The organism is Streptococcus mobilis, assembly GCF_059727625.1.
Map to the genome: position 1 here is coordinate 1,837,448 of NZ_AP041823.1, position 22,479 is coordinate 1,859,926.

At 41.2% G+C, this 22,479-nt stretch carries 19 protein-coding genes; 3 read left to right on the forward strand and 16 right to left on the reverse strand.

The features are described 5' to 3' along the window. Window positions 1-9: 9 nt before the first annotated feature. The 4 genes from AC6IZR_RS08835 to AC6IZR_RS08850 form a co-directional block, all read right to left on the reverse strand. The gene (locus tag AC6IZR_RS08835; RefSeq protein ID WP_003004369.1) at window positions 10-1,077 is read right to left on the reverse strand and encodes an ABC transporter ATP-binding protein; all 1,068 of its coding nucleotides are present in this window, start codon (window positions 1,075-1,077) and stop codon (window positions 10-12) included. Window positions 1,078-1,088: 11 nt separating this feature from the next. Continuing rightward, entirely contained in the window at window positions 1,089-2,015 is a 927-nt protein-coding gene (gene oppC / locus AC6IZR_RS08840; protein ID WP_049475082.1) for an oligopeptide ABC transporter permease OppC, read from the reverse strand. Next, a complete protein-coding gene (locus AC6IZR_RS08845) occupies window positions 2,015-3,514 on the reverse strand; it encodes an ABC transporter permease (RefSeq protein WP_049475083.1) in 1,500 nt (499 codons plus the stop codon). Before AC6IZR_RS08845 ends, oppC begins: the two co-directional genes overlap by 1 nt. Window positions 3,515-3,587: 73 nt before the next feature. Next, window positions 3,588-5,573, reverse strand: coding sequence for a peptide ABC transporter substrate-binding protein (locus AC6IZR_RS08850; RefSeq protein ID WP_497848452.1), 1,986 nt, complete (start codon window positions 5,571-5,573; stop codon window positions 3,588-3,590). Window positions 5,574-5,778: 205 nt separating this feature from the next. On the opposite strand from AC6IZR_RS08850, the gene AC6IZR_RS08855 reads away from it, so the two are divergent. Further along, window positions 5,779-7,020, forward strand: a complete 1,242-nt coding sequence (locus tag AC6IZR_RS08855; RefSeq protein WP_497848453.1) for a serine hydrolase — start codon at window positions 5,779-5,781, stop codon at window positions 7,018-7,020. A 56-nt stretch (window positions 7,021-7,076) separates the two neighbouring features. Here the strand turns inward: AC6IZR_RS08855 and sufB are convergent, their stop codons facing one another. From sufB to AC6IZR_RS08900, 9 genes are all read right to left on the reverse strand, one after another. Continuing rightward, a complete protein-coding gene (gene sufB / locus AC6IZR_RS08860; protein WP_003010279.1) occupies window positions 7,077-8,489 on the reverse strand; it encodes a Fe-S cluster assembly protein SufB in 1,413 nt (470 codons plus the stop codon). 32 nt (window positions 8,490-8,521) lie between these two features. After that, complete coding sequence (sufU, locus tag AC6IZR_RS08865) at window positions 8,522-8,956, reverse strand: Fe-S cluster assembly sulfur transfer protein SufU (protein WP_049497683.1); 435 nt, start codon at window positions 8,954-8,956, stop codon at window positions 8,522-8,524. Then, complete coding sequence (locus AC6IZR_RS08870; protein ID WP_497848454.1) at window positions 8,943-10,169, reverse strand: cysteine desulfurase; 1,227 nt, start codon at window positions 10,167-10,169, stop codon at window positions 8,943-8,945. The genes sufU and AC6IZR_RS08870 overlap by 14 nt, the downstream gene beginning before the upstream one ends. 9 nt (window positions 10,170-10,178) lie before the next feature. Next, window positions 10,179-11,441, reverse strand: a complete 1,263-nt coding sequence (gene sufD / locus AC6IZR_RS08875) for a Fe-S cluster assembly protein SufD (protein ID WP_497848455.1) — start codon at window positions 11,439-11,441, stop codon at window positions 10,179-10,181. Between the two features lie 66 nt (window positions 11,442-11,507). Then, a complete protein-coding gene (gene sufC / locus AC6IZR_RS08880; protein WP_003004238.1) occupies window positions 11,508-12,278 on the reverse strand; it encodes a Fe-S cluster assembly ATPase SufC in 771 nt (256 codons plus the stop codon). A 131-nt stretch (window positions 12,279-12,409) separates the two neighbouring features. Next, complete coding sequence (locus tag AC6IZR_RS08885) at window positions 12,410-13,567, reverse strand: glycosyltransferase family 4 protein (protein WP_101770835.1); 1,158 nt, start codon at window positions 13,565-13,567, stop codon at window positions 12,410-12,412. Further along, window positions 13,564-14,301: an adaptor protein MecA gene (gene mecA / locus AC6IZR_RS08890; RefSeq protein ID WP_070587441.1), complete on the reverse strand. Its 738-nt coding sequence runs from the start codon at window positions 14,299-14,301 to the stop codon at window positions 13,564-13,566. Before mecA ends, AC6IZR_RS08885 begins: the two co-directional genes overlap by 4 nt. A gap of 134 nt (window positions 14,302-14,435) precedes the next feature. Continuing rightward, a complete protein-coding gene (locus tag AC6IZR_RS08895; protein WP_070587444.1) occupies window positions 14,436-15,272 on the reverse strand; it encodes an undecaprenyl-diphosphate phosphatase in 837 nt (278 codons plus the stop codon). A 108-nt stretch (window positions 15,273-15,380) separates the two neighbouring features. Beyond that, entirely contained in the window at window positions 15,381-17,288 is a 1,908-nt protein-coding gene (locus AC6IZR_RS08900) for a DUF2207 domain-containing protein (RefSeq protein ID WP_023919311.1), read from the reverse strand. A gap of 117 nt (window positions 17,289-17,405) precedes the next feature. On the opposite strand from AC6IZR_RS08900, the gene AC6IZR_RS08905 reads away from it, so the two are divergent. Together AC6IZR_RS08905 and AC6IZR_RS08910 are read left to right on the forward strand one after the other, a co-directional pair. Next, the gene (locus AC6IZR_RS08905; protein WP_342983551.1) at window positions 17,406-18,980 is read left to right on the forward strand and encodes an ABC transporter substrate-binding protein/permease; all 1,575 of its coding nucleotides are present in this window, start codon (window positions 17,406-17,408) and stop codon (window positions 18,978-18,980) included. Continuing rightward, the gene (locus AC6IZR_RS08910) at window positions 18,980-19,720 is read left to right on the forward strand and encodes an amino acid ABC transporter ATP-binding protein (protein ID WP_003010256.1); all 741 of its coding nucleotides are present in this window, start codon (window positions 18,980-18,982) and stop codon (window positions 19,718-19,720) included. Before AC6IZR_RS08905 ends, AC6IZR_RS08910 begins: the two co-directional genes overlap by 1 nt. Before the next feature lie 120 nt (window positions 19,721-19,840). Here the strand turns inward: AC6IZR_RS08910 and AC6IZR_RS08915 are convergent, their stop codons facing one another. The 3 genes from AC6IZR_RS08915 to ilvA form a co-directional block, all read right to left on the reverse strand. Further along, window positions 19,841-20,056 carry a capsule biosynthesis transcriptional regulator gene (locus AC6IZR_RS08915; RefSeq protein ID WP_003004771.1) on the reverse strand — a complete coding sequence of 72 codons (216 nt, stop codon included), beginning with the start codon at window positions 20,054-20,056 and terminating at the stop codon, window positions 19,841-19,843. A 108-nt stretch (window positions 20,057-20,164) separates the two neighbouring features. Beyond that, window positions 20,165-21,058 carry an SPFH domain-containing protein gene (locus AC6IZR_RS08920; RefSeq protein WP_031576451.1) on the reverse strand — a complete coding sequence of 298 codons (894 nt, stop codon included), beginning with the start codon at window positions 21,056-21,058 and terminating at the stop codon, window positions 20,165-20,167. A 110-nt stretch (window positions 21,059-21,168) separates the two neighbouring features. Continuing rightward, window positions 21,169-22,419: a threonine ammonia-lyase IlvA gene (ilvA, locus tag AC6IZR_RS08925; protein WP_049488677.1), complete on the reverse strand. Its 1,251-nt coding sequence runs from the start codon at window positions 22,417-22,419 to the stop codon at window positions 21,169-21,171. Window positions 22,420-22,479: the final 60 nt, after the last annotated feature.

Consider the following 22,479-nt stretch of genomic DNA (forward strand, 5'->3'; position numbering starts at 1 on the left):
TCCTTCCTCCTATTCTGTAATGTGAGTGAAGCCCATTTTTGAGCCAATCTTTTCGTGAAGGTTTTCGATTACTTCTGGTTTATGAACTGTTGGTGCATCTGGATGTAGCAACCATGTCTTCGCCCAGTGAGTATCGGTTACTTTGAAAGCAGGTGCCTCTTCTTCAAAATCAATCTGCATTGCATAGTCTGAACGAAGTGCGAAGGCATCTCCTTTGATTGGAGCATACAATGATGGCGGAGTCCCTGGAATAGAGTAAAGATCACCATCTGAGGTTGACAATTGAGGCAAGCTTGAAAGCAAGCTCCATGTGTATGGATGTTTTGGATCGTAGAAAATTTCTTCTACTTTACCAAACTCAACAATTTCTCCAGCATACATAACGGCTACTTTATCTGCAATACTTGCAACCACACCTAAGTCGTGGGTGATAAAGATAACTGTAAATTGGTATTCTTTTTGAAGGGATTTCAACAAATCAATGATTTGCGCTTGAATGGTTACGTCAAGGGCTGTTGTTGGTTCGTCACAGATTAAAATATCTGGACGGCAGGCCAAGGCGATGGCAATAACGATCCGTTGACGCATCCCACCTGAATATTGGAATGGATACTCATCAAAACGACGTTCAGCATCTGGAATTCCAACTTTCTCCATATAGTCCAAAGCCATTTCTTTGGCTTCTTTAGCTGTTTTCCCTTGGTGTTTGATAATGACTTCTGTAATTTGTGATCCAATTGTGTTGATTGGGTCCAAACTTGTCATTGGGTCTTGGAAAATTGTAGCGATCTTAGATCCACGAATATTTTCCCAATCTTTATTCGATTTCAAGTCTGTCAATTCTTGACCACGGTATTTAATCGAACCTTGGGCAATACGGCCGTTATCTTCTAACATTCCGGTGAACGTTTTTGTCAAAACTGATTTCCCTGAACCGGACTCACCAACCAAGGCAAGAACTTCACCTTCTACTAGCTCAAGCGATACGCCACGAATAGCTGTCAGTACGCGATCGCGCACGTCAAATTCCACTACGATATCTTGAGCAGATAAAATAATATTGTTATTTGATGTCATATCTACTCCTCCTATCTATGTGTACGTGGGTCGCTGGCATCGGCCAAGTTTTGTCCGACGATAAAGAATGACAAGGATACTAAAATCAAAACAGTAAGCGGAATCCAGAATAGGTAAGCATTTGTAGTTACGTTTTGAGAATAGTCAGAAATCAACCGTCCCAAACTTGGAACTGTGATTGGAAGACCAAGTCCGAAGAAGGAAAGGAAGGCTTCGTAAGAAATAAAGCTTGGAAGCAACTGTGATGTTTGTGTCACGATAACAGATACCAATTGAGGCAAAATGTTTTTCGTAACAATTTTCAAAGTTGGTGTTCCTAATGTTCGGCTGGCAAGGTTGTACTCCAAATCACGGTAACGCATGATTTGGACACGAATGGTATAAGCAATTCCGATCCATCCGGTTAAGGACATGGCAAGAATCAAGTTCCAGAAACCAGATCCCATTGAGTAAGTCAAGACGATAACGATCAACATAAATGGAATGTTTGAAATAACGTTATAAACTTCCATCATGATACGGTCGATAGATTTTGAGATCCCCCAAATTCCACCTACGATGACTCCGACAACCACGTTAATAACAGTGGCGATGAAGGAAATGATAATTGAATTCCGAGCACCAAACCAAACTCCATCAAAGAGGGATTTACCGTTATTATCTGTACCAAATAGTGCTTTCCCACTTGGTGGATTCAAACGTGCTGAAAAGTCATTTACCTTACTTACGTCGTTGTAATCAAAATTTGAAAACATCGGGTAGACAAAACTCATCAAGAGAATCCCAATCAAAATAGCAAGCATAATGATCGTGGTTCTTTTTTTCAAGAATTGTCTGAATACAGATTTCCAGTATGAATACGCTGGAGCATCGATTACTTCAGAGGCAAAGTCATCGCGTTTTACAAACTGAAATTTATTTTTATCGATTGTAGCCATTATTTGCCTCCTTTCGTATTCGTTAATTTAATCCGTGGATCAAGCACTGTCATCAAGATATCACCTAACATGGCAGCAAAGATACCAAGTGATGTGAAGATGAAGACAAGTCCGATGACCATGGTGTTGTTTGATGCTTTAATAGAGTCAATCAACATTTTACCCATACCTGGGAAAGCGAAGACTGTTTCAGTAAGTGTCGCACCTGAGATAACTCCAATGATAGAACCTGGAATACCAGATACCAATGGAACCATCGCATTTTTGAAGATGTGTTTTCTTGAGATCTCACGTTCTGACAATCCTTTTGAACGAGCAAAACGGACGAAATCTTGCGAGTGGATATCGATCATGTAACGACGAATCCAAACTGCGATAAATGGCGCACTCAACAAACCAAGAATCAGAGATGGCAATACATATGAACGCCAATCCTGTGCTCCAAGTACTGGGAATGAGTCTGGAAGTCCAACAAATGAACCTGCTAGACGCACAATGTAAACAAGGGCAATAGTTGGAAGAGACATCATAAATGTCAAGGTTGCTGTTGAGATGCTATCAAACCATGAGTTCTTGAACAGAGCCATGTAAGACCCTAATGGGATCGCAATCAAGTAAGCAATCGCAATACCAATCAAACCAATGATTGAAGAAGATGCAATCATGGATGGATTCTCATAGTTGCTCAACGTTGCTGTATAAGCGTCCCCTTTACCAAATCGACTGATGTCTTGTGAGTCTGCCTTACTTGGTGATTTGTAGGTACGTGAGTAGATATCGATGGAAGATGTCTTTTTACCTGTTGGGAAGTTCACTTCACTCTTCTTAGTCGTTCCTTGTCCTTGGGTAATAACTTGAAGAACAGGGGTATTTGAATAAGTTGGATATGAATTTCCAAGGTTTAAGGTTACAAAGTTTTGGTGTACATATGGGAATTGACCATTAAAGTACAAGAGGTATTTGTGTTTCGTACCAGAACCTACTACTGACCAACCAATAGATGGATCATTTTCAATACGGATATAGCGTTTGAGGTTTGGATTTGAGGCATCTTTCACCCAACCTGGATGATCAAACTGAATCAAATTCGCATAGAAGCTGATGACACGTTCAAAAACCGGAATTTCACGCACCGCATAGAAAGACTTACTTTCCGGGAAACGTTTCAACTGCCAACCATGACCTAATTTTTCAATATATTTTTTGTAGATCTTTTCATTGGCATTTGTCGCATCAACCGTTACGGAAGAATCTTCTTTACTTGCTTTTTGTTGCAAGCTCTTTGAATCCATGTATTCCAAATAACCCATGCGATCGTAGACAGTATTTTCGTAGTTGATCTTCGAATCTTTTGTCTTCGCTACTTTATTGTAGTTGGGGTCATTTTTAAAGATGAGATTTCTCGGTGTTAGCGTATAGATAATCATGTAGGTTAATGTCGTGACGAGAAAGATCGACACTAACGAACGCAAAATACGCATAAAAACATATTTTTTCATATTTCATTCCTTTAATGTCCAAAAGAACTTTCTCCCCTAGAAGAGAAAGTTCTAATGAAAATCAATAATTTAATTATTTAACGTGTTTTTCAAGATCTTGTTGAGCTTTTTTGTTTGACTCAGCTTTTTCTTTTTGCCATTTCTTAAGGGCTTCATCGTATTGTTTCTTAGTAACCGGCTCATCTTGAACTTCTACATATTTGAAGTATGCTGAACCTTTGTTACCTGTTTGAGCTGATGGGCCAGAGAATGGAACCACTTTAGAAACAACTGTTGCTGCGCCTGTGCTTGACATTGTTGGGATTACCAAGGCACTGTCACTCAACCAAGCTTGAGCAGCAGCATATTTTTCGTAACGTTTAGCTACATCAAGTGATTCGCTATTAGCATCTGCAAGAAGTTTCGCATACTCATCCAAGCCAACTGCTTTGGCTGAAGCATTATCTACACCACCTGCAAAACCAAGGTAGACTTTTGTTTGGTCTTCTGATGATGGTTGAAGAGTATCAAGGTAAGTTGATGGATCATCATAGTCTGGGTTCCATCCAACCAATCCTTGAAGATCCCAATCTGCATCTGCAGCTGATGGAACATTCAATGTGATGTTCAACACTTCGTCTTGGTCCATCATTTGAAGGTCAAGAACGACATTGTCTTTACCAAGAGTATCTTCCACTGTTTGTTTCAATGATTGCATCCGTGAAACAAAGTTTGTAGAGTTTTGTGCTACTGGTACGTCAATATGAATTGGGAATTGAACGCCATCTTTTTGAAGTTCAGCTTTTGCTTTTTCAAGTTGTGCTTTTGCTTTGTCTTTGTTGTAAAGACCATCTTGACCATCTGCTAGGTTGACACCTTTCCATTGATCACCATATGTGCTCAATTTATCTGCAACCACATCTCCAAAGTCTTTTCCATTTACTTGCACAAAGGCTGGAGCTGTGTAGGTATTACGGATAGCTGGTTTAGCAAATGCTTTACTATTTACTTGTGCTGAGTAGTTTTCACGGTTCAAGGCAAAAGTAATAGCTTGACGGAAATCTTTGTTCAAGATTGCTTTCTTAGTCGCAGTCTTTTCAGCATCTGATTTCTTAGCAGTGTGTTTGTATGATTGACGGTCAATGTTGAAACCAAGAACCGCTACACCTGAACCAGCCGGTGTATTATAGATGTTGTCTTTGTATTTTTTAGATACAGTTGCAAAGTTTGAACTTGCCGGGAAAAGACGAGCAGCTGTATAAGCACCATCAGAGAAACCACGCGCCAATGAATCTTGGTCTGATCCATCATAATAAGTGAGTTTCACTTCTTTAAGGTGAACATTTTTCTTATCCCAGTAGTTGTCATTCTTTTCAAATACAACAGATGATTTTGAAGTGATTGATTTAAGAAGGAAAGGTCCGTTTGCAAGGATTGATTTCACATCGTTTGGTTGACCAAAATCATCACCCTTACTCTTCAAGAACTCTGTGCTAATTGGGAACAAGATTCCGTTTGTAGTTTTAGAGTTCCAGAAAGTTTCAGGTTTGTTCAATGTGTACTGAAGTGTATAATCGTCTACAGCTTTGACACCAACTTGGCTGAAGTCTGTGATTTTCCCTTGGACATAATCATCCAAGCCTTTGACAGAACCTTGAACAAGTGAAAGGGTTTCAGATTTTTTATCTGCAGCGTGTTTCAAACCAGTCACGAAGTCTTTGGCAGTCACTTCACCATGTTCTTCACCATCTGCATCGTACCATTTAACACCCTTACGAATCTTGTAGGTATAAGTCAAACCATCTTTTGAAACAGACCAATCTTCTGCAAGTGATGGTACGAGATTACCATACTTGTCATTTGCCATCAAACCATCTACGACATTTGTAGTGATATCATGTGTAGCAGCTTTAGAAGATACAGTGTAGTCCAAAGTTTGAGGATCATCTGTGTAGACATAACCATAGTTTTTGTCTTCGTCTGAGCTTGCTTTGCTAGTATTTGAACTAGAACATGCAGCTAACAATCCAGCTGCAAGGAGTGTTACTCCGGCAACTGCGAATACTTTACCTTTTTTCATAGGAATTCTCCAATAGTTTTTTTAGATTTGTTTAAGATTATATCACAAGTAGAAAAAAAAGTAAACTAAATTTTCTGAATATTTGATTTTTCACTATTCAAAAACCTTGCTATGACTGACTTTTTAGGCTAATTGATGATTTTACAATTTTCCATTAATCATTTGTATGATACAATAGAGAGGACTAAGCAACGAGGAAACAACTGTGAAAAAATTCTTTCTTTCTTTTTTAACCTTCATCCTGCTGTTATGCAGTTTACCTTATCATGTCGTTCTAGCAGACGATCTAGATCTTCCTGCTCAAAGTGCTATTGCTGTTGAAGCTGATACAGGTAAAATCTTATATGAAAAGGATTCAGAGAAAAGGCGAGATGTGGGGGGACTATCTACACTCTTGACCACTTATCTGATTTTCGAAGCCATTCATGAAAAAAAACTTTCTCTGAAAGATCCTATTAAATTGTCTGAGAAAGCTCTGGCCTTAAATGATATCGAAGGTGCTGGTACTCTTCCTATGGAGGCGAACCAATATACGGTTGATCAGCTATTGACTGCTCTTTTAGTTGGAAATTCTAGCACCGCTGCCTTGGCCTTAGCTGAGAAAGTGGGGGGCTCTGAGAAAAGCTTCGTTGAAAAAATGAAGCAAAAACTTTCTGAATGGGGCATTCAATCTCCTCATTTAATCAATGCTACCGGATTAAATACTCAAACCATCAATGGAGATCCTGACGGGAAAGAAGACGAAAATCAATTGAGTGCTTATGATATTGCTGTTATTGCCAAGCACTTACTCCAGGATTTTCCTGAAGTGACCAAATATACTTCAAAACCCACTGCTCTTTTTTCAAACACGCAGATTGAAAACCCCAATCTGATGCTAGAAGGCATGCCGAATTACCGTTCAGGCGTTGACGGCCTTCGGGTCAGCAACTCTACCAAAGGAGGCATCACCTTTGCTGCATCAACGACGCAAAATGGCATCCATATGATCACAGTTGTCCTAGGAGTTGAGGCAGTTGACGGTGATCCATACGCACGCTTTGTGGCTACTTCTTCTCTGATGAACTACGTGGTACGGACCTTTGTTTCTTCCATCGTCGTCAAAAAAGGAGATCCCTACGGAAAAAGTAAGGCAACTATCATGGATGGGAAGTCAGAGACTGTTTTAGCTGTTGCAAAAAAAGACTTCTATATCGTCGAAAAGCAAGGCAGCCAAGCGGAACCAAAAATTCAATTCAAGAGTAACCAAGAATCATTCCGAGCACCTGTCAAATCAGGCACAAGTCTTGGAAAATTACACTACACTGATCCAGATAAAATCGGACGTGGCTACTTAGAAGATAAAGAGCCAACGGTCGATATGGTAGCAGGAAGAACCATTGAGAAAAGCTTTTTCTTAAAGGTTTGGTGGAATGAATTCGTCCGTTATGTCAACGAAAAATTATAAGCAAAAAAATCACAATGGAGTCAAATCCATTGTGATTTTTGATAGATGAAAATGAATTATCCTACAGATCCTTCCATTTCGTAGCTAATGAGTCGATTTAACTCAACGGCGTATTCCATTGGAAGTTCTTTTGTAAAGGGCTCTACAAATCCCATGACAATCATTTCTGTCGCTTCTGATTCAGACAAACCACGACTCATCAAATAATACAGTTGCTCTTCTGAAATTTTTGAAACCTTGGCTTCGTGCTCCAAAGCAACTTGTGAGTTGTGGATTTCATTAAATGGAATCGTATCTGATGCAGATAAATCATCCATGATAATGGTGTCACACTCGATGTGAGAAACTGATTTCTTGGAATTTTTGTTAAAGGTAACTTGTCCACGGTAGTCTACCTTTCCGCCACCCTTCGCGATGGATTTGGATACGATAGACGAGCTAGTGTGAGGTGCATTGTGGATCATCTTGGCACCTGTATCTTGGTGTTGACCTGCATTCGCAAAGGCAATGGACAACATGGTCCCACGCGCTCCTTCTCCATCTAGATAAACAGATGGGTACTTCATGGTCGTCTTCGCTCCTAAGTTCCCATCGATCCACTCAACAGTGGCATCTTTTTGTGCTTTGGCCCGCTTGGTGACCAAGTTGTAGACATTGTCTGACCAGTTTTGGATAGTCGTGTAGCGCATGTATGCACCATCCAAGGCAAAGATCTCAACAATCGCTGCATGGAGGCTATTGCTTGAATAGGTCGGTGCTGTACAGCCTTCTACATAGTGAACACTTGCCCCCTCATCCACGATAATCAAGGTACGCTCAAACTGACCTGTATTTTCATTGTTGATACGGAAGTAAGTTTGAAGGGGAACGTCTACTTTTACGCCTTTTGGCACATAAATGAAGGTTCCACCAGACCAGACTGCTGAGTTTAGGGCAGCCAATTTGTTATCCGTTGGTGGCACTAACTTCGCAAAATACTGTTTGAATAGGTCTGGATATTCTTTTAGGGCAGAATCTGTATCGGTAAAGATAATCCCCAACTTTTCAAACTCTTCTTTCATATTGTGGTAAACCACTTCTGATTCATACTGAGCAGAAGCTCCCGCTAGGTAAGCACGTTCCGCTTCAGGAATCCCGATACGCTCAAAGGTTTCCTTGATTTTCTCTGGAACTTCGTCCCATGAACGGGCAGGTTTATCCGAAGGTTTTTGATAATAGATCAAATCATCAAAGTCAATCTCTGATAGATCGGCTCCCCAGGTTTGCATGGGCATCTTTTTGAAGGTTTCAAAAGATTTCAAACGGAATTCGAGCATCCATTCTGGTTCATTTTTTGCTGCAGACAATTCACGAATAACCGCTTCATTCAATCCCTTCCCGGTAGAGAGAATGGGTTGAACGTCATCGTGAAATCCAAATTTATATTCACCGAGATCAATTGGTTTCGGTTCGACTCTTTCTTCAGCCATAATTTCCTTTCTTTCTCTGTTTCTTCTTTTAATTATTTGCTACGTTCGATCGCTTTTTTAAGAGCATTCCAGGAGAGGGTCGCACATTTAATCCGTTGTGGGAATTTTGAGACTCCAGATAAGAAGGCTGCGTCTCCCAATTCCTCTTGGCGAGGATCTGACTGGCCTTGGACCATTTCTGAAAAAACCTGTGCTAATTCTTCAACTTCCTCTTTTGTTTTTCCCATTACAGCATCTGTCATCATACTAGCCGAAGCTGTTGAAATGGTACAGCCTGAATTGACAAAGGCAATATCTTGGACCCTATCATTTTCATCAAATTTTACACTTAACTGGATCACATCTCCACAAGTTGGATTGTTGAGTTGGATCTGATCAACATCTTCAATCTGTCCTTGGTGGTGGGGGTGTTTTGAATGGTCAGCTACGACCGCCATGTACAGCGAATCTAATTTAGAAAGTGCCATTGAAAAACTCCTTTGCTTTTACCAATGCCTCAATTAATTTATCACAGTCCGCTTTGGTGTTGTAGAGATAAAAACTTGCTCTCGTTGTTGCCGGAACTTGTAAATATTGAAGCAAGGGTTGTGCACAGTGGTGACCTGCACGAACGGCAATCCCTTCGTAATCTAGAGCAGTTGCCAAATCATGCGGATGGAGGACTCCAAGATTAAAAGAAATCACACCAGAACGTTGGGCTAAGTCTTGGGAACCATAGATCGTCAAGCCTTCGATAGCCTGTAATTTTGGAAACACATAGGCAATCAATTCATGCTCATGCGCTTCTATTTGATCCATTCCCAACCCCTCTAAGTAATCGATCGCTGCACCAAGACCAATTGCACCAGCCATATTAGGTGTTCCAGCTTCAAATTTCCAAGGCAATTCCTTCCAAGAAGCAGATTGCTCGTAGACAAAGTCAATCATCTCGCCCCCAAACTCGATCGGAGACATTTGCTCTAAGATTGCTTCCTTCCCATAGAGGACACCAATCCCTGTTGGTGCAGCCATCTTATGGCCAGAAAAAGCAAAGAAATCCGCATCTAAGTCTTGTACATCAATGGCCATATGAGGGGTTGATTGAGCCCCATCTACGACCATTATCGCTCCAACTTCATGAGCTAATCGAGCAATTTCCTTGATCGGATTGACCACCCCTAAGACATTGGAAGCATGGGTGATGGAGACAAATTTTGTCTTCTCACTAAGCTTGCTCTTTAAGTCCTGCATATCCAGTAAGCCATCTTTTAGATAGACATAGACCAGTTTTGCTCCTGTTTTCTTGCAGGCTTGCTGCCAAGGAATGATGTTGGAGTGATGTTCCATGATGGAAATCAGGACTTCATCCCCTTCCTTTAGGACTTCTTCTGCATAGCGGGCTACCCAGTTGAGTCCGGTCGTTGTCCCTCTTGTAAAGAGCACTTCCTTGGTTGATGAAGCATTGATAAATTTTCTGACTTTCTCACGCGCTGCTTCATAGGCTGCTGTCGCTCGTTCCGCCAAGGTATGGACTCCACGGTGAACATTGGCGTTATCTTGCAAATAATAGTGATTAACGGCTTCAAGAACACGTTTAGGTTTTTGCGTCGTCGCTGCATTATCTAGATAAACCAAAGGCTCATCGTGAACTAGTTGATCGAGAATGGGAAAATCTTGAACAATCGTATTTTTATCTAGCATTGTTTCTCCTTAGCGTTGAGATAACTTTTCTTCAATGGTGGCAATCATTTCATCACGTACTTCTTTAACTGGGATTTCAACAATAACAGATCCCAAGAAACCACGCACCACTAATCGTTCCGCTGTGTGTTGATCCAGACCACGACTCATGAGGTAATACATGTCTTCTGGGTCCACTTGACCGATCGATGCAGCATGGCCTGCTGTGACGTCATTTTCATCAATCAAGAGGATTGGGTTCGCATCTGAACGTGCTTGATCCGATAACATCAAGACACGGCTTTCTTGCTGAGCATCTGCTCCTTTAGCCCCCTTGATAATATGACCAATTCCGTTGAAGGTCAAGGTTCCTTTTTCAAGAATAACCCCGTGTTGCAATATATTTCCGATCGAGTTGCAACCAAAGTTGGTCACGCGGGTATCAATTCCTTGCACCTGACGACCGCTTGATAAGGCAACGACTTTCAAATCTGCGTGGCTTCCGTTTCCAACCAAGTCACTGTCAAAATCTGCAACCACGTTACCTTCGTTCATAACACCGATAGCCCAATCAATGCTGGCATCCTGACCTAGTTTCCCACGTCGACTGATGTAGGCTGTGACATTTTCACCCAGGCGGTCAATCGCCGCAAATTTCACTTGGGCACCTGAGCGGGCGATCACCTCAACCGTCACATTAGCAGTTGCTGTTGCTGAGCCTTCACCTTTTGATTCTAGGCGTTCCAAATAGCTAAACTTGCTGTTTTTACCTGCGATAATCAAAATGTGCTTATTAAAAGGTACATCACTGTCGCTATCCTGGTAGAAAATACCTTCGATTGGTTCTGAAATTTCGACGTTATCTGGAACATATAGCACAGCCCCACTATTAAAATAAGCTGTGTGGTATGCTGCTAGTTTGTCATCATCGTATTTAACTGAAGACATGAAGTAGTCTTCCATCACCTGCGGAATTTCTTCTAGGGCAGTATGGAAATCTGTAAAAAGAACTCCTTGGTCTGCCAAGGCTTGTGGCACCTGTTCAAATACAGTCTGAGTTCCAACTTGGACCAATTTTAAGTTCGAATCGAGGGCTGTAAAATCAGGAACATTGGCAGAAGCTTCGCTTTCTGTGATAGTTCCATCGCCAAGATTCCAGCGATGGAATTTTACGCGTTCAATCGCTGGTAATTCCAACTGATCAATCTTGTTAAAAGCTTTTTTTCGTAAATCCTGCAGCCAGCTTGGCTCAGCATGCAGTTCCGAAAAGAGGGTAATATTTTCAATACTCATTTTTTTCTCCTAATAAAGATACTATCTGTTTGATTTTATGACAACATTAGATCACTTGTCATCAGTTTATAGTTCTTCTTTATAGTCGTAACCGAGTTCTTCTGCGAGTTGGGCATATCCTTCACGTTCCAAGCGTGCAGCCAATTCTGGTCCACCTGAAAGCACGACACGGCCTTCCATCATCACATGAACGACGTCAGGAGTAATATAGTTCAACAAACGTTGGTAGTGGGTGATGATCATAGCTCCAAAACCTTCACCCCGCATTGCATTAACCCCTTTAGATACGACCTTAAGAGCATCGATATCCAAACCAGAGTCAATTTCATCCAAAAGGGCAAATGTTGGTTCCAACATCAACAATTGAAGGATTTCATTGCGTTTTTTCTCACCACCAGAGAAGCCTTCGTTCAAATAGCGTTCTGCCATTTCTTCTTTCATGTTGAGCAATTCCATCTTTTCATCCAATTTTTTGATGAAATCACGAATAGAGATCTTCTCGTCCTCTTCTTTACCAGCATTCATGGCTGCACGTAAAAATTCTGCATTGGTAATCCCTGGGATTTCTGAAGGGTATTGCATGGCAAGGAACAAGCCCATCCGTGCACGTTCGTCTACTTCCAATTCCAAGATGTTGACACCATCAAACAGAATCTCCCCTTTGGTTACTTCATAATTTGGGTTTCCCATAATGGCAGCTGACAGAGTAGATTTCCCTGTTCCGTTTGGTCCCATGATGGCTGCGATCTCACCAGTTTTTAGGGTCAGGTTTACACCTTTTAAAATTTCTTTGCCTTCAATTTCAACGTGAAGGTCTTTAATTTCTAATGTCGACATTGCATTCCCTTTCTTTTTGCCCTGAAGTTTTAAAGCCTCAAAAAGAGGACTTCTTCATCACAAAGTATTTTTTACCTTTCAAGTATATCAAAAAAAAGCCTAATTGGCTTTTCTTTTGATTAGAACTATTCTTATTTAGTTCGTTTTTTCCGTTTCTGTCGCACTTCTTCACGGTAAGAAGAATTTCCAATGTAACGTAGGACATTTAATAAGGGACTGTGGCTTGGCCCCAGAACCCCGATCAATTCTGCTAACAACTCCACTCCAAACAAAAGTCCTATCACGAGCAAAATGCCCCCAATTCGACTTGAAATATTGAGCAGTAGAGAAATCAAGGAAAAGATCATCGAGATCCCATAGATCACAAGTACTGTCCCTCGGTGCGTCAAGCCTAAAGAAAGCAGACGGTGATGTAGGTGATTGCGATCCGGTTTGTAAAATTTTTGACCAGACAAAGTCCGACGGATAATGGCTAAAAAGGTATCTGTAATCGGAACTCCGAGGATAATCATTGGCGTGACTACCGCAACAGCTGTCGCATTTTTCAATCCTTGCAAAGACAAGACAGAAATCATAAATCCGATAAACAGAGCACCGGTGTCTCCCAGATAAAGAATGGCTGGATGGTAGTTAAAGGGGAAAAATCCAGCGATTGCTGCAACTAAAACAAAAATGGTCATGGTCAAGAAGAGATTTGGAACTGGCAGAAAGAAATAGGAAACAATCCCCATTGTCACTAGAGAAATAATGGATACACCACTCACCAAACCATCTAATCCATCAATCAAATTGACCGCATTGGTAATAGAAATGATCCAAATCACTGTTAAAAGATATGATAACCACGGATCAAAATGAAGCAAAGGACCACCAAAGGGAATCTTGAAATCATTCAGCCTGAAATCGGTCAAAAACCAGACTATACTCGCTGCAAGAAGAATGCCAATCATCTTCTTTTTGGCTGACAATTCTTTCACATCATCGATCAAGCCTGTAAGAGCAATGATCCATCCTGCACCTACAACCGGCAAGGTATAAGAGAGATAACTTTTGATTGGTGCAGCATTAGATGTCAGCATAGGAATGAATACTAAGGTTGCGATCGAAAAGGCGATTACAATAGATAATCCACCAGCACTTGGCATGGGCTTGGTATTGATTCGTCGAGCATTAGGGTAATCAACTGCACCGATTTTAAATGATAATAAACGAACCAAAGGCGTCAACACAAGCGCAATCAAAAAGGTCCCGATCAATATCAGAATAAATTGCAGAGAAAAGGACATCATAAACTAGCAACTTTCTTTAAATTCTCTATCGCACCTGATACCATCAATAAATACCCATGCTCCTGTAAAACTGCCCGTGTCACTTCTGAATCATCCGCATACTCTCGAATAGTTGCGAGTAACCAAGTAGGATATTGGATAGGCTGATTCTCTGTATCAATTAGCACTGTCAAATAATATTCCGACCCCATCTTGTACAATTCAGAGGTATCTACTGGGTAAGTCACCGTTTTTGAAAAGGCAACTGCTTGTTGGATATTTGAAAAACGCAAAATGTAATAAATATACTGAGTCACTGGGGATTCAGGTGTCGGATCTTGTTCTCGATTGTCCCGCAACTCTTCTTGTTCCAAATGGTGAATGGCTTCTGCATCCCCTTTTGTCTTATCAGAGATCGTTTTTTCCAAGGTTTTGATAAATTCATCTGGCGTCATGCGCGACAACTCTTCCATATCAGGAAGATCTGACAAATCTTCAAAATCCAATTGTTGGTCAATTTTGGATTTGGTAACAAAAACATCCAATTTATCTGGTTTTGGCGTCACACGAAAACTCAGCATCCCGCTATCCAGGAAGCTTTCTGGCATTTCGAGTTCATCCAAAATGGCGTAGAAAAATTCTTCTGTTTTTTCTTGTGGGACAAGAAAATCAGCAATTTCCATCCCACGTTCTTCTAAGTCTTCTAGTTGAATCGTGATCTTAATTGTTGAATCACTAATTTGCTTCATCTTCATAGCATAACCTCATACTTCTAGTCTTACTATTATACTAAAAAATTGGATAGAATTCAAAAAAAGGATGCATAGAAAAGAGGTCGGGACAAAAGTCTCCAACCTCGAAAATAATTTGATCGAGTTCAAGCCTTCTCTTAGAAAATAACACGGAAGAGTCCGTACAATAACAAGACGGAACCAAGAACGATCCGGTATTTCCCAAAGACGGTGAAATCATGATTTTTCACATAATCTGTCAAGAAGCGGATGGCGTACATGCTGACCACAAAGGCCACTCCCATCGCTACCAGTAGAATAAAGAGTTGCCCCAGTGCTAGTGAATGCCCTCCAAGAGCGAATTTTCCAACCTTTAAGAGGCTAGCCCCAAACATAGCTGGGATCCCCAAATAAAAGGTAAATTCTGTCACTACTGGACGGCTAACACCATTGATCAAGCCACCTACAATCGTAGCACCTGAACGGCTTGTTCCTGGAAATAGCGATAAAACTTGGAAGAGTCCGATATAAAGAGCTGTTCGATAAGGTAGCTTATGCAATTCCGTTACTGCTGGCTCAACTTGTTCCCGTCTTTCCAGATAGATAAAGGCAATCCCGTAGGTGATCAACATAATCGCAACGGAAATCGAATTGTGGAAATGCGCCTCAAACCAATCATCTAATTTAAAAACAAAGACAAGTGGGAGGGTTGCAACCGCAACTTTTGCCCATAATTGCCAAGTTCGACGTACTTCTAGTGGAGATTTACCAGGTTTGAAGGGATATAATTTATCGAAATAAATCACCACAACCGCTAGGATTGCACCCAATTGGATCACGACATTGAACATCTCCATAAAGGCCGGATCTTGATTTTTAAACTGCACAAAATCCTGTAACAGAATCAAGTGACCTGTACTTGAGATCGGTAACCATTCTGTAATCCCCTCGACAATCCCAAAAAGAACCGCCTTGATTAATTCGATCAGAAACATCTTTTTCTCCTAAACTTACATTTGCTCTATTATATCATAAATCTATGGACTGGACCAGGCCTTCTAAACTAGAAGGGAAAGAGCGACCAATACCATTCTCAGCGCTGCTTAGAAGGCACCAAAGCCTCCTCCGCCTCCACCACCGGAGAAACCTCCTCCACTACCAGAGGAAACTGTGAAATGACTAGCTGTCGATGCTGTCGATCCATAAGTAGACATGGCATGACTTGAGTGGGTCACATCATGATAGAACGGAGTATAAACGAAGGCGTTTAAGGCTTGATTTTCTAAATGAATATTCCGAAGCTTCATGACCTTTGTGACCTGATCAGCTACACCATACAAGGCCGCATAGACCAATAAGCGATTCCATAGGACCAGAGACTGCAACTCTGCATCGTTGAGGTGGGCAATCTCTTTCAACATCCGACCAAAACTATCCCAGTAATAGCGTTGCTCAGCACCCGCAAGATTGACAACCCCATCTCGTAGGCAGGCTTTAAAGACACCATTGAAGCGCACTGGCATAAACCAAAGTATGAGGATCCCTATCAAACAAGGAACAGAGAACCACCCCATCCCAAAGATAGCAAAGATTTCTGCTCCAAGAGCGATAAACCAAGCAGCCCAACCAAAGAAGAGACTTCGTCTAGCTTGCGCTTCTTCTTTTGCTTCTAAAGGGCGATAGTAGCTTGGCAAATGGAGATCTTCCACCTTGCGATGAACATCTCGGGCCACTTGGTTGACAGCCGTATCAAAGCGGCCCTGAGCCCAACTTCCTAGTGAACGAATGGCATCTTGATCTGCTTTTTTGGCATGTTTGTATACATCATCACTAAATTTATAATTCTCAAAGAGACGGTTAACAGGACAGGAAACTTGATCCCCAAAAGCCATATTCATAAAGGAGCGTTCAAAATCATCCACATGTCCATGAGACTTTCTCGTCAAAACGACTTCATTTCCTTGTTGCTCGTAGACAATCACTCCACGGTCCATCAGATCCAGCAAAGTAGCTTGAAGCATTTTTTCAAATGTAAACACCGGCGGAGTCGCCTTCTCTTTATTAGTCGGGGAGGCCTCGTCTAATTCAGCTGAATAAACAACCGAGCTCATGACAAGAGGTGCAATATCCTGTGGAATTTCATAAAGACGAGTATCGGTCGGATAGGTCACACCAGGCCAAATCATTTTTTTGAACCGATTGCGACCCAAGAGAGAAAGAAGCCAGAGTGCAATAATGAAGGCTGGCAAGATCCAGTTCCAAAACATGCGTGTCCAGTATTTTTCCTGTTCAATTTTAGCTTGGTTCTTGTGAAATTCATCCAATTTGGTCAATCCTGTATTTCGACCAGAATCATACAAAGTAGTTAGGTCTGACTTCAACCAGTAACCATACAACTCCACAGCCTTTCCTTTGCCTAGGTTATAGAAGGTGGCAGAATAGATTCCATCTTCTTTCTTTACAGTCACATCCGGTCCCATAAAGGCTGTATGGATATACAGTTCCGATTGGGCATTAGCTGGTGCAAACTTAGGGATGACACGAAACTGAACTTCATCCACCTTCTGATCACCATCTGTGATCGGTTTCCAGTTCAACTCCAAGATATCCTTGTGTGAATAGAGGAGATTTTTTAATTTCCATGTAACTTTAATTTTGACAGTATCTGTCGCTACACCACTGTTATAAATTTTCACTCGGTAGCCATCACCTAGATTCGTAATCTCGGGTTCTCTTTGAAGATCACGACCTTCCACCTCAACCTTTGGCGGTATCTCAATTGCAAAGCCTTGTGGCATGTTGCCCGCAGTTCCTAGGCTAACATACTGCCCTCTATAAGAATCTTTGAAATAATAAACCAGTTCTTCCTCATAGGTGGCGTCGTCCCAGGTGTCCAAGGTCAAGGTTCCACCATAGTAAAGTACATCATAAGATGGACTAGATGCATGGACATTCTGACTGACAAAAAGGCAGGCCAGAAAGGCGAAAAAAACATACAAATACTTTTTCATTTGATCACGCTCCTTTGTATTATTATAGCATTTTTTAAATAAAAAGAGGACCATGTTTGAAATGCAGCCTTTTTTACTGTACAATAGGAGAAGTTAAAATAAGGAAGAGGAGAAAACATGAAAAAAACAATCATTGGGGTCTTTGTCGGAATAGTAACTTTTCTGTTAATTTTTCTGGCGATCACTCACCCTGTAAAAGAAGAGGGTTATCTGCGCATTGGTATGGAGGCTGCCTATGCACCTTTTAACTGGACTCAAAAAGACGATTCAAATGGGGCTGTTAAGATTGATGGTACGAATCAATATGCCAATGGATATGATGTTCAAATCGCCAAAAAGGTAGCAGAGAAACTTGGAAAAAAACCACTAATTGTCAAAACATCTTGGAATGGATTAATCCCAGCTTTATCATCTGGAAAAATTGATATGATCATTGCAGGGATGAGTCCTACCGCAGAACGAAAAAAAGAAATAGCTTTCTCTAACAGCTACTATACCAGCGAGCCAGTTATGCTCGTTCGCAAAGATGGAAAATATGCAAATGCTACTACCTTAGATGACTTTAAAGATGCAAAGGTCACCTCTCAACAAGGTGTCTACCTATATAATCTTATTTCACAACTAAAAGGTTCTAAAAAAGTAACTGCTATGGGCGACTTTGCCCAAATGCGCCAAGCTTTAGAATCTGGTGTCATCGATGCCTATGTTTCAGAACGTCCCGAAGCATTGACAGCTGAATCTGCCAATTCAAATTTTAAAATGATTCAATTCAAAAATGGTTTTAAAGTTGGCGAAGAAGATGCCGCGATCGCTATCGGTATGAAAAAAGGTGATAGCCGGATTGACAAAGTCAATGCTGCTTTAGCAAACATTCCCACTAAAGAACAGGTCAAACTAATGGACGACATGGTGACAAAACAACCTGTTTCAACAGATACTACTGAGAGTAAAGAATCGTTCTTTGACCAAGTTGTAAACATCTTAAAAGAAAGTAGTCCACAGTTCTTACGTGGAACCGGAATGACCCTCTTGATTTCTATGACTGGGACAATTGCTGGTTTGATTATTGGGTTATTGATTGGAGTTTACCGGACGGCTCCAAAAGCAAAAAATAAAGTCCTTGCTGGATTCCAAACTGCCTTTGGTTGGTTCTTGAACGTCTATATTGAAATCTTCCGTGGGACACCTATGATTGTACAATCTATGGTTATTTACTACGGAACAGCTCAAGCCTTTGGTATTTCAATCGACCGGACTCTCGCTGCCATCGTCATCGTATCTATCAACACAGGTGCCTACATGAGTGAAATTGTTCGTGGTGGGATCTACGCTGTGGATAAGGGGCAATTTGAAGCAGCTACGGCACTGGGAATGACCCATGGACAAACCATGCGCAAGGTTGTACTTCCACAAGTTATTCGCAATATCTTGCCAGCAACGGGGAATGAATTCGTCATTAACATTAAAGACACCTCTGTCTTGAACGTTATTTCTGTAGTTGAACTTTACTTCACAGGAAATACGGTTGCAACACAGAACTTCAAATACTTCCCAACCTTTACGATCATCGCTGTGATTTACTTCGTTCTCACCTTTACTATCACACGAATCCTTCGCTACATCGAACGTCGCTTAGATTCTGATACTTATACTACAGGTGCCAATCAAATGCAAGTCAATGAGGTGAAATAATGGCAGAAAAAATTCTTGAAATCCAACATTTAAAAAAATCTTATGGTCAAAATGAGGTTTTGAAAGATATTTCCCTTACGGTTGAAAAAGGAGAGGTGATCTCCATCATCGGGAGCTCTGGTAGCGGAAAATCAACCTTCCTTCGCTCCATCAATCTTCTGGAGACTCCTACAGCTGGAGAGATTCTCTATCGTGGGCAAAATGTTCTTGATCCTGAGTATGATCTTACCCACTACCGTGAGAAATTGGGGATGGTTTTCCAAAGTTTTAATCTCTTCGAAAATTTAAACGTCTTGGAAAATACCATCGTTGCACAAACGACCGTCCTCAAGCGTGATCGTGAAACTGCAGAGAAAGTTGCCAAAGAAAACCTTGAAAAAGTCGGTATGGGATCTCAATATTGGGCTGCCCGTCCGAAACAACTTTCAGGTGGTCAAAAGCAACGGGTCGCCATCGCACGTGCCCTCTCAATGGATCCTGATGCCATTCTCTTCGATGAACCAACTTCTGCCCTAGACCCAGAAATGGTTGGGGAAGTCTTGAAAATCATGCAGGACCTTGCAAAAGAAGGACTCACCATGATTGTCGTCACCCACGAAATGGAATTTGCCCGCGATGTCTCTAGCCGGGTCATCTTCATGGACAAGGGTGTCATCGCTGAGCAAGGAGATCCAAAAGAAATCTTTAGCAATCCCAAAGAAGAACGGACCAAGGAATTCCTTCAACGCTTCTTACATTAATTTCTTGAAACAGTTTGCTTACCAGTATGGACGCAAGCTGTTTTTTTGTACCGCTTCTGCTTTTGAGGCATCGAAAAAAACCAGAGAGCAAACTCTCTGGTTTTCAATTGGAACAACAAATTAATCTTCGAATTTTTGATGATTTTTGTCATAAAAATCAATCAATCCAAGTGCAGTTTCAAACGAGATATTCTTCACTTTTGCACGTCCTTGAGCCAAGGCAATGATAGACATTTCACGGGCATTTGTTTCTTTGCTGATACGATACCCAGTAATTTTCTTATCACGTACCCATCCAACAACTGATTCTACTTTTTCAAAGTTCGATTTAGCCATGATCTTTCTCCTATATTATTATTTCCAATACTAATATAAATTTTTTTGCACATTTTGTCAACTAAAATCGCTGAAAATACGAACCTTTTTTAAAAAATGATAAAAAGTTTACTTTGCTTTCAAGGCAGATAATATTTGTGTACGAATGTTTTCGACACCATCTGGGTTTGCTGGTAGGAAAATCGTATTATTCCCTTCTTTATCCGCAAAATTATTTAAGGTATCTAAGTACTGGTTGGTTAAGAGAATAGACATGATTTGCTCTTCGGTCAAGTCTACATTCGCACCTTTTAACTCTTTAATAGAGTCTGCCAATCCATCGACAATGGCCTTCCGTTGCTCGGCAATACCAACCCCGTGCAAACGGTCTTTTTCCGCCTCTGCTTCGGCAGCGGTAACGATCTTAATCTTGTCTGCTTCTGCCAATTCCTGAGCTGCCACGCGTTTTCTTTGCGCTGCATTGATCTCGTTCATGGATTGTTTCACTTCGGCATCTGGCTCAACTTTGGTGATCAAGGTTTTAACAATAATATATCCATAAGTTGACATTTCTTCTGCTACTTGTTTTTGAACTTCAAGAGCGATTTCATCTTTTTTCTCAAATAATTCATCCAAGGTCAACTTAGGCACAGAAGAACGCAAAGCATCTTCAATGTATGATTTAATCTGTGATTCTGGACGCATGAGTTTGTAGTAGGCATCCTTTACGTTGCTTTCGTTCACTCGGTATTGCGTCGCCACATTCATGGTAACGAATACGTTATCCTGAGTTTTTGTTTCAACCACGATCTCACTCTGCAAGACGCGCAATTGAACTCGTGCTGCAATTTTATCGATGCCAAAAGGCGCTCTCATATGAATGCCACTATCGCTAATTTTTTGATAACGTCCGAAACGCTCGATGATGGCAACTGATTGTTGCTTGACCACATATAGTGAGCTAATCACAATGAATCCTGCAACCATTAGCAAGAATAAAATAAAGATAAAAAATCCAGACATAAAAAGTTCCTCCTTTTAATTTACGCATATCATATCACAAGTCTTCATAAAAAAGCAATATATTCCATAAAAATATATTGCTTAAATAATCGATTATTTCTGCATGATACTCAGACCAGCATATTATAGAGTGTTTCATTTCCGTTCAAGTTAATGAAAGACGGATCAAAACGCTCGATACGGTTGACCAAGCCTGCATAGTCATGTTTATTGGCCAAAGTAACCCCAATCAAGACAGGGCCAGTCCCCTTACTAGCACGCTTGATGTATTCAAAACGTGTGATATCATCATTTGGTCCTAAGATATCATTTACAAATTCGCGAAGAGCTCCTGGACGTTGTGGGAAGTTGACGATAAAGTAGTGTTTTACTCCATCGTAGATCAAAGCCCGTTCTTCCATCTCAGGCATACGGTTGATGTCATTATTCCCACCTGAGATAATACAACAAATGGTTTTCCCCTTGATGTATTCGCGCAAGATTTCAAGGGAGGCCACACTAGCTGCTCCTGCTGGTTCAGCTACGATCCCTTGTTTGGAATAAAGATCAATCAAGGTCTCTGAAATCAAGCCTTCATCGACTCCAACCAAAGTTTCCACATGCTGGCGGGTCACTTCATAAGTCAATTGTCCCACTTTTTGCACAGCAATCCCGTCTGCAAACTTATCGATTTCTGGTAATTTGACGGGACCACCTGCTTCAAAAGCAGCCTTCATGGAGCGGGCTCCTTCAGCCTCTACCCCAATGACCTCAATCCGAGGCTCCGTTTCTTTGATATAGGTAGAAACACCTGAAATGAGGCCTCCTCCACCAACAGGAACAAGGACAGCATCAAAGGCAATCGATTCTTTTCGAGCTTCCTCAAGAATTTCATAGGCCACTGTTCCTTGGCCAGCCTGTACGTGTGGATCATCAAACGGGTCAATAAAGGTTCGTTTTTCTGCAAGAGTAAATTCTTGAGCTGCCTTAGCTGACGCGTCAAAGGTATCCCCCACCAACTTAATAGTTACGTAATCCCCACCAAAGAATCGGACTTGGCCGATCTTTTGTTGCGGTGTTGTGATCGGCATGAAGATGGTTGCTGGAATCTTCATTTCATTACAAGTATAAGCAACCCCTTGCGCATGGTTTCCCGCAGAAGCACACACTACCCCACGCTCACGCTCTTCTTTCGAGAGTTGAGAAATTGCAAAATACGCTCCACGAATCTTAAACGAACGAACACGTTGGGCGTTTTCTTTTTTCAAATAAATCTTTGCCCCATATTTTTCAGATAAATAGTGGTCGTATTCAAGGGGCGTATTGACAACGACTCCACTTAATATTTTATGGGCCTTGGCCACATCTTTTGCTGTTATCATTTCTTACCTCTGTTGCTGTGTATTGATCAAAAAAGCAAGCCAGGGTGTCCCAACTTGCTT